Annotated in this window: 17 protein-coding genes; 1 reads left to right on the forward strand and 16 read right to left on the reverse strand. The window is 42.1% G+C overall.

The window, feature by feature from the left end; genetic code table 11:
- Positions 1 to 2 precede the first annotated feature (2 nt).
- The 7 genes from JOC78_RS04455 to JOC78_RS04485 are packed head-to-tail and all read right to left on the reverse strand — an operon-like array spanning position 3 to position 5,557.
- Positions 3 to 980 (reverse strand): biotin--[acetyl-CoA-carboxylase] ligase, encoded by a 978-nt coding sequence (locus JOC78_RS04455; protein WP_204553279.1) that lies wholly within the window; start codon positions 978 to 980, stop codon positions 3 to 5.
- Entirely contained in the window at positions 965 to 2,164 is a 1,200-nt protein-coding gene (locus JOC78_RS04460) for a CCA tRNA nucleotidyltransferase (RefSeq protein ID WP_204553280.1), read from the reverse strand. Before JOC78_RS04460 ends, JOC78_RS04455 begins: the two co-directional genes overlap by 16 nt.
- A complete protein-coding gene (gene bshA / locus JOC78_RS04465; RefSeq protein ID WP_204553449.1) occupies positions 2,161 to 3,312 on the reverse strand; it encodes an N-acetyl-alpha-D-glucosaminyl L-malate synthase BshA in 1,152 nt (383 codons plus the stop codon). Before bshA ends, JOC78_RS04460 begins: the two co-directional genes overlap by 4 nt.
- On the reverse strand, positions 3,308 to 4,015 hold the full coding sequence (gene bshB1 / locus JOC78_RS04470) for a bacillithiol biosynthesis deacetylase BshB1 (RefSeq protein WP_204553281.1): 708 nt from the start codon (positions 4,013 to 4,015) through the stop codon (positions 3,308 to 3,310). The genes bshA and bshB1 overlap by 5 nt, the downstream gene beginning before the upstream one ends.
- Positions 4,016 to 4,411, reverse strand: a complete 396-nt coding sequence (locus JOC78_RS04475; RefSeq protein ID WP_204553282.1) for a methylglyoxal synthase — start codon at positions 4,409 to 4,411, stop codon at positions 4,016 to 4,018.
- A gap of 13 nt (positions 4,412 to 4,424) precedes the next feature.
- Complete coding sequence (dapB, locus tag JOC78_RS04480) at positions 4,425 to 5,225, reverse strand: 4-hydroxy-tetrahydrodipicolinate reductase (RefSeq protein WP_204553283.1); 801 nt, start codon at positions 5,223 to 5,225, stop codon at positions 4,425 to 4,427.
- A gap of 2 nt (positions 5,226 to 5,227) precedes the next feature.
- A complete protein-coding gene (locus JOC78_RS04485) occupies positions 5,228 to 5,557 on the reverse strand; it encodes a nucleotide pyrophosphohydrolase (protein WP_204553284.1) in 330 nt (109 codons plus the stop codon).
- 201 nt (positions 5,558 to 5,758) lie between these two features.
- Between JOC78_RS04485 and JOC78_RS04490 the strand changes: the two genes are divergently transcribed.
- Positions 5,759 to 6,619, forward strand: coding sequence for a YitT family protein (locus tag JOC78_RS04490; protein WP_204553285.1), 861 nt, complete (start codon positions 5,759 to 5,761; stop codon positions 6,617 to 6,619).
- 58 nt (positions 6,620 to 6,677) lie between these two features.
- Here JOC78_RS04490 and JOC78_RS04495 read toward each other — a convergent pair whose 3' ends face one another.
- The 9 genes from JOC78_RS04495 to JOC78_RS04535 all read right to left on the reverse strand — a co-directional run bounded on the left by JOC78_RS04495 (position 6,678) and on the right by JOC78_RS04535 (position 13,615).
- Positions 6,678 to 7,355 (reverse strand): zinc metallopeptidase, encoded by a 678-nt coding sequence (locus tag JOC78_RS04495; protein ID WP_204553286.1) that lies wholly within the window; start codon positions 7,353 to 7,355, stop codon positions 6,678 to 6,680.
- 69 nt (positions 7,356 to 7,424) lie between these two features.
- Complete coding sequence (locus JOC78_RS04500) at positions 7,425 to 8,213, reverse strand: sporulation protein YpjB (RefSeq protein ID WP_204553287.1); 789 nt, start codon at positions 8,211 to 8,213, stop codon at positions 7,425 to 7,427.
- Between the two features lie 147 nt (positions 8,214 to 8,360).
- On the reverse strand, positions 8,361 to 8,960 hold the full coding sequence (lhaT, locus tag JOC78_RS04505) for a lipoprotein heptaprenylglyceryl N-acetyltransferase LhaT (protein ID WP_239586990.1): 600 nt from the start codon (positions 8,958 to 8,960) through the stop codon (positions 8,361 to 8,363).
- A gap of 82 nt (positions 8,961 to 9,042) precedes the next feature.
- Entirely contained in the window at positions 9,043 to 9,810 is a 768-nt protein-coding gene (locus JOC78_RS04510; RefSeq protein WP_204553288.1) for a menaquinol-cytochrome c reductase cytochrome b/c subunit, read from the reverse strand.
- Between the two features lie 55 nt (positions 9,811 to 9,865).
- On the reverse strand, positions 9,866 to 10,540 hold the full coding sequence (gene qcrB, locus JOC78_RS04515) for a menaquinol-cytochrome c reductase cytochrome b subunit (protein WP_204553289.1): 675 nt from the start codon (positions 10,538 to 10,540) through the stop codon (positions 9,866 to 9,868).
- Positions 10,541 to 10,554: 14 nt separating this feature from the next.
- A complete protein-coding gene (locus JOC78_RS04520; RefSeq protein ID WP_204553290.1) occupies positions 10,555 to 11,058 on the reverse strand; it encodes a Rieske (2Fe-2S) protein in 504 nt (167 codons plus the stop codon).
- A 153-nt stretch (positions 11,059 to 11,211) separates the two neighbouring features.
- Positions 11,212 to 11,679, reverse strand: coding sequence for a YpiF family protein (locus JOC78_RS04525; protein ID WP_204553291.1), 468 nt, complete (start codon positions 11,677 to 11,679; stop codon positions 11,212 to 11,214).
- A gap of 98 nt (positions 11,680 to 11,777) precedes the next feature.
- Positions 11,778 to 12,317: a ReoY family proteolytic degradation factor gene (locus JOC78_RS04530; RefSeq protein ID WP_204553292.1), complete on the reverse strand. Its 540-nt coding sequence runs from the start codon at positions 12,315 to 12,317 to the stop codon at positions 11,778 to 11,780.
- A gap of 38 nt (positions 12,318 to 12,355) precedes the next feature.
- A complete protein-coding gene (locus tag JOC78_RS04535) occupies positions 12,356 to 13,615 on the reverse strand; it encodes a tetratricopeptide repeat protein (protein ID WP_204553293.1) in 1,260 nt (419 codons plus the stop codon).
- Positions 13,616 to 13,680 lie beyond the last annotated feature (65 nt).

A 13,680-nucleotide genomic window follows, 5' to 3' on the forward strand; every position in this document is an offset into this window, starting at 1 on the left:
CGTTAATTGTTTACTTCAATATCCGCCGAATAAATATCGTGAATCGTGCCTTCTTTATCAAGAAGCTTTAATACTCCTTCTTCCGTAATACCCAGCGCTTTTCCTTCTATCGTCGCCTGAACGGTGCGGGCGGTGATCTGTTTGCCAATAGAAATGGCATAGGTTTCCCAGCGCTTTTTAATCTCAGAAAAGCCTTCTTCAATATATATATCATAATAGCGCTCAATATTTTTCAGCAGTTCCTGTATCAATCTCGCTCTTGAAACCTTGTTTCCTGTTTCAATAGCCAGTGATGTGGCAATATCCTTCAGTTCTTCCGGAAATTCGGGCTGATTCACATTCATGCCAATTCCAATAATAATAGAATGGATCTGATCCGCATCTGCCTGCAATTCAGTTAAGATGCCGGTAATTTTCTTCCCATTCATTAATATATCATTGGGCCACTTAATTTCTGGCGTCATGCCGGTAACTTCAATAATGGCTTCAACTATCGCGACAGCGGTAATCAGTGTAAACTGGGGAGCTTTATAAGGAGGGAGCTGCGGCTTTAAGATCACACTCATCCAAATACCCGTGTATTTCGGAGAATGCCAAGTTCTTGTCATGCGGCCTCTGCCGGCTGTCTGCTCTTCTGCGATGACCACGGTTCCCTCTTTAAAATCTTCCTGCGCTAAGCGATGAGCTTCCTTTTGAGTCGAATCTGTACTGTCTTTAAACACAATTCGTTTCCCAAGGCGCTCTGTATGAAGGCCGATCATAATTTCGTTTTCTGTCACTTTATCTGGCGCAGCAATAATTCTATAGCCTTTCTTTCTTACGGCTTCTAGTTCAAATCCTTCACTTCTTAGACTTTCAATATGTTTCCACACGGCCGTTCTAGAACAGCCCACGATTTCTGCGAGAGCCTGTCCAGATACGAATTCACCATCCGCTTCAGAAAACGCCTCCAGCAATTTATGCTTTACAGAAGATTGCATGATTTCAGCCACTCCTTTATTTTTTCTCGATCATTGTCCGATTCGCCGTTAATCACTGCTTGCTCTATTTTCTCTAAATAACCCTTAATCCAAGGTCCTCCCGGTGTGTCTTTCCACGCCTTCAGATCTTCTCCGCTTACCGCTAAAGCTTGGCGGTCATAAATAGGCAGTTTGTGATATTCTTCTTCAAGCCACGCTTTCTCCGACAATCGAGGATTCTCATGAAGAGCGGCGTGCACTTCCTCCACATCAACTGCCGTGGCTAGACCAGCCTGATACAACTTGTACCGCGTCCAGCTCTCCGACTGTCTTTCCCGCAATAGTTGTACGGCTCGTGATAACGACTTAACTTTCTTTGCAGGCATCCGCCATTCCTTCAAAAAGAGATCAGGTCTTTCAGGACTTGCAATCCATGTCAAAAGCAGCCACATTTGATCCGCTGTAAGAGAATCTATAGGAAGATCAAGTATTCGTTCAAGTATTTGTTTCTCTTCACCTATGCCCGGCAGAAAAGGATAGAGTCCGCCTTGCAATAACGTTCGCAGCCCTTTTTTCTTGCCGGGGCCGCCCAAGAGCTTTTCCATCTCATTTAACTTCCGTTCGACGGCTATATGCTTTAATAAATGCGACTGCTGTATAAGAGCATCTGCTGTTGCTTCATCTAGCTCGAAATTCAGCTGGCTGACAAACCGCGCTGCTCTCATCATTCGGAGCGCATCTTCAGTAAACCTTTCCCAAGCGGAGCCGACCGTTTGAATCCGCTTGTCCCTAAGATCCTTCTGCCCTTGAAATGGATCAACTAATGAAAGGCTGCGATCCATTGCCATCGCATTGATCGTAAAATCCCGTCTTTTCAAATCTTCCTGTAATGACCGGACGAATGCTACGGTTTCAGGGCGTCGAAAATCCTTATAATCAGATTCTGTTCGAAAGGTCGTCACTTCATACCCTTCTCCCCGGTAAATGATTAATACCGTGCCATGTTCAATGCCGACGTCCACCGTCTTTGGAAACAGTGCCTTTACTTCTTCAGGAAGTGCAGAAGTGGCTATATCTACATCCCCAATAGGACGGCCCAGTAAATAGTCCCTAACTGCCCCTCCTACGTAATAGGCATCGTATCCTGCTTCTTCAAGTTCTTTTAAAATCGGTGCCGCCTGAATAAACAACTCTTCATTTTTCATTTTTGTTTCACCTGTTCTTGAAGTAAAGACCAGTATAATTCTTCATATTGTTTCACAATCGTTTCAGAATGAAATTTGCTCTCAACCGTTTTAAGAGCAGCTTGACTGAACCGGTCATAGGTTTCCTTATCCGTCAGCAAATGGATCGCTTGCTCACTAATTCGATCAATGTCGCCTACCGGGCAAATATAACCGTTATATTGATCCTCAATGACTTCAGGGATTCCTCCTATATTGGTTCCAATGCACGGCACCCCGCAGCCCATTGATTCCAATGCCACTAATCCAAAGCTTTCTTTTTCAGATAAAAGCAGCGTTAAATCGCTGATGGAATAAAGCTCGTTTAAATTATCTTGTTTCCCTAAAAATAATACCTTGCTCTCGAGACCTAATTCTGTCACCAGTTTGCAAACGACCGACATTTCCGGTCCATCTCCCACTAACAGTAATTTTGCAGGCATTTTTTTAGAAATGCGGTCAAATACATGAACGACGTCCGGTACACGCTTGACTCCGCGGAAATTAGATACATGCATCACTACTTTTTCATGAGAAAGGATCCCAAGCTCATTTCTTAATGGCTCAATCGTCTCCGACTGCCGATAGACCCGCTCATCGATAAAGTTATAAATAGTATGTATGTCTTTCTTTGGCGCGATCACTTCTAATGTCTGCTTGGCCAGAGCGTCAGATACGGCCGTCACAGCATCTGACTTCTCGATGCCAAATCGAATCGCACCTGACAAAGATGCATCATAGCCAAGCACCGTAATATCTGTACCGTGAAGCGTGGTAACTATTTGGATATCAGAGTCAGCCATCTGTTTGCCGAGAATGGCACATACTGCATGCGGAATGGCATAATGCACATGCAAAATATCTAGTTTCTCTCTTTTAATCACCTCTGCCATTTTACTGGCTAGGGCAATATCATAGGGCGGGTATTGAAACACAGAATACTGGTTCACATCCACTTGATGAAAATAGATATTATGGTACATACGGTTCAAACGAAAGGGAATGCCTGAAGTGATGAAGTGGATCTCATGCCCTTTTTCCGCTAGTAATTTCCCCAGTTCTGTAGCAACGACACCAGAGCCTCCTACAGTAGGATAACAAGTAATGCCAATTTTTAATTTCACGTTAATCACCTATTAAATCTTCCTTTAGTAATAATGGTTTCGAAGCGAAAAAACCTTCTGCAAATTCCGTTCCGACTTCTTTGCCCATCAAACGCTCCCGAGCGATGACAGATTCAATATATCCGCTTGTCAATGGCGTATCCACCGTGCCCGCATCTTTGATAAATTGGCTTTGGTAAGATAGCAAGCTTTGTTTTTTCATTTCAATATATGAACTGATGTCTACACAAAAGTCTGGTGTATGAAACCCGTTAATCATATAAAAGTATAGCGCTCTGGCCTTATGCGCGACTGCTGACTCAGCCGTTTGATACTTTCTGATGCCTGCTGAAAAAAATGCCTCTTGAACAAGTTTGGAGCACTGTCCGTGGTCGGGATGGCGATCTATTTCATACGGAGCAAAAATGATGGAGGGGGAATATTGCCGAATGACCTCTGCGACCGATCGGATCGCTTCTTGTGTAATAAAAAGACCGCGATCAGGCAAACCAAGGTTCAGCCTTTCTTTGACACCGAGAATGTCAGCCGCTCGGTCCGCTTCTTTCTTGCGGCTTTCAACCGTTCCATTTGATGACAGTTCCGCTTCTGTCAATTCACAAATGACAACTGTTTTCCCTTCAGATGTTAGTTTAGCGATGGTGCCGCCCATCCCGATTTCTACATCATCGGAATGAGCACCAAACGCCAGCACGTCAATTGTTTTACTCATTTATGCTTCTCCTGCTTTCTCGCCTATTTCTTCTTCGTTCAAACTGTCCACTAATATACGAGCTGTACCAATATTCGTTGCGAGCGGAACCGTATATACATCGCAAAGGCGAACTAGAGCGGAAACGTCTGGTTCATGAGGCTGCACAGTTAATGGGTCACGAAAGAAAAAGACCAAATCTATTTCTTTTCTGGCAATTCCCGCTCCGATCTCCTGGTCGCCCCCGAGCGGTCCTGATTTAAAGCAATGAATCGGAAGACCAGTCTGCTCATGAACCCGCTTGCCTGTCGTACCTGTAGCGAACAGCGTATGCTTTGCAAATGCTTCCTTGTGTTCTTCTGCAAATGAAATTAATTCTGATTTCTTCTCATCGTGCGCAATTAATGCGATGTTCATAACTGCCTCCTTATTAACCGATAATATGCTCCATACCGTAAATAAGCGTATCTGTTTTCATCACAGTTTCTACACACATTTTAACCCCGGACATGAAAGATGCGCGGTTATAGGAATCATGACGGATCGTGAGTGTCTGGCCATCTTCTCCGAACAATACTTGCTGGTGAGCAATTAACCCTGGCAAGCGGACACTGTGAATACGCATGCCATCAAAATCGGCTCCTCTTGCTCCTTGGATCGTTTCTTTTTCATCCGGATGCCCTTGCGTCTTCGTTTCTCTCACTTCTGCCATCATTTGAGCCGTTTTCACAGCTGTGCCAGAAGGAGCATCAAGCTTCTTATCATGATGCAGTTCAATGATTTCAATGTCCTGAAAATATTTAGCGGCCATTTCGGAGAACTTCATCATGAGTACCGCACCAATAGCAAAGTTTGGCGCAATAATGCATCCTAACCCTTTTTCTTCTGCCAGCTGTTTAAGTTCTTCTAGCTGGGAGTCTGTAAATCCTGTTGTGCCGACCACTGGGCGAATATGATGTTCAAGCGCTGTCTTTGTATGTATGTACCCCGTTTCCGGTGTAGTTAAATCAATCAGTACGTCCGCTTCTATTTCAGTAAAGCATTTATTCATGTCGGTAAAAATTGGCACATCTGCCCCAGAGAACCCTTCAATCTCGCTTAACAATTTCCCCTCGTGTTTATGGTCAAGTACGGCAACCAGCTGAAAGCTCTCTGTCTCCTGAACCATCTTAACAGCTTCTGCACCCATTCTTCCGCGTGCTCCTGCAATAATAATTTTCACTGTTTCCATTGTTATTCCTCCTCTATTCTCGTCCATCGGTCTTTATCTCTCGTATTAAACTTATCCATTACTCGGTTATGAGCAGTTTCTAAATCAATATGTAATGAATTGGCGAAGCACGTAATGACAAACAGCAGATCACCAAGTTCCTCTTCTATCGCTTTTTCTTTCTCAGTCGACTTCTTTGGCTTCTCCCCATATACATGGTTCACTTCTCTTGCCAATTCGCCTACTTCTTCCGTTACCCGTGCAAGCATGGCTAATGGGCTGAAATATCCTTCTTTGAACTGGCTGATGTAGTCGTCTACTTCTTTTTGAATGTCTTGAATGGATTTGGCCATCCCAGATTTCACCACACTTTCGTTTCATACTATTTTCATGTTAGCTAATTCTTTAAATAATGACAATGAATTTATATTTTTAAGGATCATTGAAGTCGACTTCCTCCTCTCAATCAAGTGTTGTCGGAATCATTATTGTTCTATATAATGACTTCTATCGACAAACATCAATTCATCCTATGTTAAGGAGGCGGACGCTGCATGAAAATGAAAAATATCTTTTTTATTATTCTAGGATCTGCCATTTTCGGTTTTGGACTTGTTCATTTTAATATGCAAAATAATTTAGCCGAAGGCGGTTTTACTGGTATCACTTTGCTATTATACAGTTTATTTGGCATTGATCCTTCCTATTCAAACCTGATCTTAAATATACCGCTGTTCTTTATCGGATGGAAATTGCTTGGGAAAACCTCTTTTTATTACACCATTCTTGGTACTGTGAGCCTTTCCGTTTTCCTTTGGCTATTTCAGAGATACCAATTGGCCATCCCGCTTCATAATGATTTATTCTTAGCCGCTTTGTTTGCCGGGGTATTTATCGGCATTGGGCTAGGCATCACATTTAGGTATGGGGGCACTACTGGCGGAGTAGATATTATCGCCCGGCTCGTTCATAAGTATTGGCAGATCAGCATGGGAAAAACCATGTTTATCTTCGATGCCTGCGTCATTATTGCTTCTTTATTAACGTATATCGATTATCGTGAAGCAATGTACACACTGGTTGCTGTCTTTGTTGGCGCAAGAGTCATCGACTTTATGCAAGAAGGTGCCTATGCCGCTCGGGGTGCGATGATTATTTCTAACCACCATGATGAAATTGCTATGAAAATCAACCAGAAAATGGACAGAGGTGTGACTGTTTTAAAAGGGCATGGATCTTTCACAAAAGAGAATCGTGAAGTCCTCTACTGTGTGGTAGGAAAAAATGAAATTGTCCGCTTGAAAAATATCATCACATCCATCGATCCGCACGCTTTCGTTTCTGTGACAGTCGTTCACGATGTCCTTGGCGAAGGATTTACTTTAGACGAAAATAAACAGCCTATTGAAGTATAAAACATATGTCTTACACAAAAACAAAGCAGGCGAGCTCGCCTGCTTTGTTTTTTACTTATTAATCTTCACTTGTCATTCCTGTGTACATTAGCAATAAACGCGCAAGCTCTAGCACCGCTACCGCTGCTGCTGCTACGTATGTCATAGCTGCTGCATTTAATACTTTGCGGGCTTCACGCTCTTCATCATTGCGAATGATCCCAGATGAAACAATTTGATCCATTGCTCTTGATGAAGCATTGAACTCAACCGGCAGCGTAACAATTTGGAAAAGTACACCTGCTGCCATTAAAACAATACCAAGCAATAACATTTGTGAGATAGTCGAGAAAATACCGATCATAATAAAGATCCAAGATAGATTAGAACTAATATTAGCCACTGGTACTAGCGCATGACGGAATCGAAGGAATGCATAGCTTTCAGCATCTTGAATAGCATGGCCTACTTCATGTGCAGCAACTGCTGCTCCGGCGATCGAATGTCCGTGAAAATTATTGGAAGACAGGTGAACCGTTTTAGTTAGAGGATTGTAATGATCACTCAAAAATCCTCTTGTTTCAACGACCTTCACATTGTGCAATCCATTATCATCAAGAATTCGGCGAGCCGTTTCTGCACCATTCATCCCAGTCGATACCGGAACTTTGGAATATTTCTTATATGTGCTCTTTACCTTCATCTGCGCCCAAAGCGGAACGGCGATAAGAAGCAAAAAGTAAATTATAAACCCCATAGCTTTTTAAATACCCCCAAATTTTATTTGTTTTCTTGATTATAGTTTACCCTTTATATTATTTTCATGTCAATTCTTCTGCTTCTTTCGCACCTCTTCTTGTGCACCTTTGAATTTTCTCCAGCTGACATAAGATAATGTGGAAATAATAATGCCTCCTGTAATACTTATGACCCACACAAGTGATGGCTGAGCTGGTTCATCATGGGTCTGTTTAAATAACATTTGCAGTTCTTTCTCAAGCTGTTCCATTTCTTGTCCGGTACGACCATCCGCTGCCCATTTTTCCCGTAATTGATCAATGGAATGAATTTGGCTGTCTAATGAAGAGAAATCCTTGGAAGGCATATCCACTTTTAAACTCGGCTGGATCATATTATAAGTGGATAAGAACGTGTTTAATGCTTCGTTAAATGCCTGCGCATCCTGCTTTTTGGCGGTGGATTTAAGCGCAGCCCATGCGGACATAACAGGCTCTTCCATTTCAGTCCATAAAGGCTGCTGATTAGTTGCCACGGCATCTACCGCTAATCGAAACGAAGTTACAGCTTCCACACATTCCCTCTCTTTTCCCTCGGGGTTCTGTACGGCAAGAAGAGCTTGCTGATAGGAAGCATTGATTACCGCCCACTCACTGGTGGATAATAAAACTCCCTCCGTTTGAATCAGACTTACCTCATTATTAAAGTACAAGAGAAGATCCTCAGCTTGGCTGTATCGGCCAGCATTCGTAAATTCTAACGCCTGGTCCGCAATATTGTCTAATTTAAGAAGCGGAGAATCTAAACTTTCAGCCTGGCTAGTTATCGGGGTCATTAAGAAACAGCATATGACAAGTAAATATCCTAAAATTCTCATTGTTCTCCCTCCTATAACTCCTACTTTTAATGTATGAGCAAAAAAAGAGAGTAGAACAATAAGGAAAGTTACTTGTTCATCTGTATTCTTCTAAAACGTGAACAATTCTTTTCATCAGCAGGAAAAGTAAGCAAGGTTTGAATCATTCTAGTATTCAGGCATGGACCAAGTCATTCTTTTATCGCGGACTCCCACGTACCATCCGATAAAGATCGAACATACACTTAGCCAAAACGTAAAATAGCCGATCTCTTGTATGTATAAACTTAGTTGCGAATACACCGGATATTGCATAAACACGTAATCGATGATCTCATTGTGAAGTGTAATAACAGCAGCGAATACCAGATGCCACGTTTTGATTCGGTAAAATGGAGCATACAGCAACCCTTGAACAGCCATACCTAGGTGAGACGCCATCAGCATATATCCTTCCCATGGCAAAAATCCTGTGACTTTTAACGTCAGCAGATTCATCACCACTGCCCAAATTCCGTATTTAAATAAAGTGATGACAGCTAAAGCTTGAAAAAGACCCCACTGTTTCTTCAGCAGAAAGCCAAGCAGAACGAATACAAAAAATAAACTCGCCGTCGGACTATCCGGTACGAATAGCCAAAACTTAGGCTCCGTTCTTTCTAATTGTGAACCATACCAAATGTACCCGTAAACCGTGCCTACTACATTAATAATAAACAAGGCCCATAGAAAGGAACGGTTGGTTAATATCCAATAGATTTGCTTCAAAGAAATACGCCTCCCATAGAGCTGCTTTCTGTTTATTATACAAAAAGAAAAATGCCCCAAACAAGTTGGGGCATTCAATTTCTTATTTTGCTTCCAATGTAGAAATGAATTCCGCCAGTTTGTCCAGCTCTTCATCATTCCCTTTAAATTGGCCGGCAGGCATTGCGCCTTTACCGTTTTTAGCAATTTCTTTAATTTCATCAGGTTTTAATCCTGTGCCAACTAATGTTGGGCCAGCTGCTCCGCCTGCCAGGTTATCCCCGTGACAGTTGATACAGCCGTTTTCCTGATAGATTTTGAACCCATCAGAGTTTTCATCAATTTCTGCTTCTTCTGTGATCTTACCTTGTGCTTTTGCCGCTTCCCAGTCATGATAAGCAACAGATTCCCAAGTTAAAAATACAGTAGCAGCTAATGCAAGCATCATAAAGCCTGTCGCAAACGGACGTTTCATTGGGCGGCGTTCAGGTCCGCGGTCAATGAATGGAGCTAAAAGAAGTCCTCCGAATGCAAGTCCTGGAATAACAAACGCACCGATAACGTTATATGGTCCAGAAGCATACGTATATTTCAATAATTGATAAAGGAATAAGAAATACCAATCCGGCAATGGAATATATCCTGTATCTGTAGGATCCGCAACACGCTCAAGCGGCGACGGATGCGCGACTGTTAAACATAAATATCCGATAAGGAAAACAGCTCCTACCATCCACTCTTTTAACAAAAAGTTTGGCCAGAAGGCTTCTGTTTTACCAGGATACTCCGAATAATCTTTAGGAATATTCGGTTTGCGTTCAGCTGGCACACGTGAATCACCAACGAACTTCATCCCTTTTCCACGATGCATAGCGACCCCTCCTTTTTACAAAAAATGTCTACGATCAATAATCGTCAAAAAATTCTTACAATGGACCAGAAATACCTTGTTTACGGATCATCATAAAGTGAGCTCCCATTAATCCAAGCAATGCTGCAGGAAGGAAGAACACGTGAATCGCAAAGAAACGAGTCAGCGTTTGAGCTCCAACGATATCACTGTGGCCGGCAAGAAGAATTTTCACTTGCTCACCGATAAACGGTGTAGCAGCTGCGATCTCAATACCAACTTTTGTAGCGAATAACGCTTTCATATCCCAAGGCAATAAGTAGCCTGTAAAGCCTAAACCAAGCATAACGAAGAAGATTAATACTCCCACTACCCAGTTCAATTCACGAGGTTTCTTATATGCACCTTGGAAAAACACGCGTAAAGTATGTAAGAAAATCATTACGATTACTAAACTCGCACCCCAGTGATGCATACCACGGACAATAACACCAAATGCTACTTCATTTTGAAGATAGTAAACTGATTCCCAAGCGTTCTTAATATCAGGTACATAGTACATCGTTAAAAACATTCCGGAAAGAATTTGAATGACGGTAATAAAGAATGTCAATCCGCCAAAGCAATAAACAAATGCTGAGAAATGGTGAGCTGGGTTTACGTGCTCAGGCACTTCGTGATCAGCGATATCGCGCCACAAAGGCGTAATATCTAAACGCTCATCAACCCAATCATAAATCTTGTTAAGCATGTATTACGCCTCCTTTACACGATCTTTGATGGTTCTGGTTTACCAAGCTGCAGAAAACCGTCTTTAACTTTTGTTGGATAATAGTCAAGTGGTTTTGTCGGTGGTGTACCCGGAACATTTTTTCCGCTTTTTTCATACAAGCCGTTATGGCATGGACAGAAGAACTGGTTTTTGTGGTCTCCGCCTTCCCAGGCAACCGTACAGCCTAAATGTTTACATACAGGTGAAAGGGCTACAATCTCGCCTTTATCATCTTTGTAAACCCATGCTGTTTGAGTTACATCTGAAGTGTACCATGCATCTTTTTGTTCATAAGAGAAGTCCACACGTGTTGGTGTTTTAGTCAACTCATCAACTTTTTGTTTCGTCGCGTGGTATTCACCGGCACCAGCCGTAGCTAATACAGGATCCACTGCGAAACGGACCATCGGCATAAGCATGCCTGCTGCCATGAAACCGCCTACACCAGTAAGCGTGTAGTTAAGAAACTGACGTCTTGATACACGTTGTTTGCTCATTCTTTTCCCCCCTCTATCGTAAGCTGCGTCCGTCACGGACAGTATATAAGCGCACAAACATAAACTAGGACATAATTATGATAATCCAAAGTCGAAATCAGGTCAATACGGTAGTGCTTGAAAAAGCCGGAAACTATGTGACGATTTTCTGAATTATGACATATTCTCCTGCCATTTTTGAACGATGATATTGACAAATTGTTTCGCTTGATCTTCTATTAATGAGTACTTATAGGACTCTTCCATATGCTCGAGCGGAACGGAAGGAACCCAAATCAGAGAACCGTCGATTTGATTTTCTTCTGTTTTCCAATAGCTGTCGGAGGTTAATAGAAACGTATGTTTAAAACCTGCTTGTCCGATCTCCTTTAGCCACTGATTCAAGTTCGTGATCTTTTCATCTGCTGTTTGCTGCTCTAGATATGTAAATGGGGGAACGAGCAAAATTCTGCCTCTAAATTGTTTTTCAAGCAAGACCGTCAGCAATTGCAGAAATTCATACTGCGAAGCAGCACCTTTCATCCCTTCGTTAAAAGAAAGAGGCACAAGCGGCATAATGACCGTATCCACATATTCTTTTTGCTGCCGGAATAATTCCGTATCTTTACTATTCCAATTCATTGTATTTCACCCTTAATCATTTGATAGATTCATCATACCACCCGATTGTATGAATCTCCACCGAATACGGAAAAAACCTTTGCCTGTTAAGCAAAGGTTCAGTTAAGCTGCTTCAATTTTTGCGCCAGCGCCTCAAACGTTTGTTTATCTTGACGGTCGAGTGCTTCATCGATATTTTTTAAGAGCCGCTCTTTTTGAAATTGATAAATGCTTTCTTTCAAAAAGTTCTCGGCCAATTCTTTATCTTTTTCAGTGATTTTTAAATTCTTCGGCATAAATGGATTTTCTTCCAGTACAGCCGCATATTGATGGGAGACATTGGAACTGCGGAATTTCAGTTCAATGAAAATATCTTCGTCTTTATTCAGACGGATGTCATGAAAAGACTTTTCAGCATCGGTTGTCATAATATTCTCTTTAAAAAAACGAAATGGCGCACTTTCTACACAGTGGGTAGACATAACCATGCCGCGTGGGCAATACTGGGCATCATCGACAAAATGGACTTTCTCCATCAGCTGATCGTGACTCATTAAATAATTTAAAATCCATACTGATTCTCTTCTTTTTAATTGATAATGATTAAGAAACCAGCGAATAAAGTCTTTCTTCTCGTGAACAGATACAGGGGTTGCCATCGATATTTCCCTCCTCTGCAAAATTTAGTGAGGGGCTGTTACTCTTGAAGACGTTCAGATAAAAGAATCCATTCCTCATTGGTCGGATCTTCCGTCAGAAGCTTCGTAAAGATTTGCAGCGCCTCCTTGCGTTTTCCTTCTTCCAATAGAAAATACCCATATTCCTCTAAGAAGTCCCGGTTGTTATTAAAGAAATTATATGCTTCTCCATAAGCATTTAATGCCTGTGAATATTTCTCAAGCTGGCTGAGAGCTTTTGCTTCGTCCCAGAAAAACTGCGGATCTTCATCTCCCTCTCGTTTTAACATGCCGGAGATCTCCAATACATCTTCATACCGTTCTTGATGCAGCAGCAGTTTATTTAGAGTTAAACCAGCTTCCGAATATTCAGGGTCAAGTGCCAAAGCTTCACGGAAGAATGTCTCCGCTTCATCTTCACGCCCTAGCTTTAAGGAAAGCTTCCCGCCTATGAAATAAAGCTCTTTTTGAAACTCATCATGCTGAATGCCTTCTTTCACCGTATGAACGCCATGTTCCAATTCTTCTTCTATTTCATAGCACTTAGCTAAATATAGATAGATAGAGTGGTAATCAGGATCCAGAGCTTTTAATTCTACAAACTTCTCAATCGCTGTTTTGTAGTATCCTGCTTGATAAGCCGTAAAAGCATAACCGAAAAGGGTATTGATTTCCAGCTTGCTTTCAAGCGCCGATTCATAGTGAGCAAGGCTCTCTTCAAACGCTCCTCCTGCACTCAGTGCTTCTGCTACACGCTGGTGAACAGAAACCCCTGCCAAGTCCTCCACACCCTTCTCAAGAAGAATGCGATAAAAACGGACGGCTTCTAAAAATTTCCCTTGTTCTAAATACAGTTCTGCGAGCGCAAACTGTATCACTTGCTCGTCAGGAAGCAATTCTAGCGCTTTTTGGAGCTTTTGTTCACTCACTTCATACAAACCCTGCATTTGATATAGATCGGCCAAGAGCAACAATGAGCGAGGGTAAAATTCATCTTCTGCTTCCATTTGCTCGAGCTGAAGCAGTGCTTCTTCCTCTTTATCCATTTCCACTAGAACTTCAGCTAACAGCACCCGAAGTTCTCCTTCCTCTGGATAATCCTTTAATAGCCCTTCATACAGCTTCTGAGTTTCCTCTAAAAACCCTAAGTGGTATAACTCTTCTGCGAGTGCAAACTTTTCTTCATCCGTCGAGGATGATTGAACCTTTTTAAACAAATGTGAAGCTTGGCTGTAGTCTCCTTCTTCTAGACTCTTAAGCATTTGTTGTGGGTATGACATGGTATTCGAATCCTTTCTTTCAACACAGCCTTTAATAAATTTGTCCGGCCATCATTATTTCTGCT

Origin of the sequence: Bacillus ectoiniformans (genome assembly GCF_016908875.1) — a bacterium.
Classification (GTDB): Bacteria; Bacillota; Bacilli; order Bacillales; family Domibacillaceae; genus Bacillus_BX; species Bacillus_BX ectoiniformans.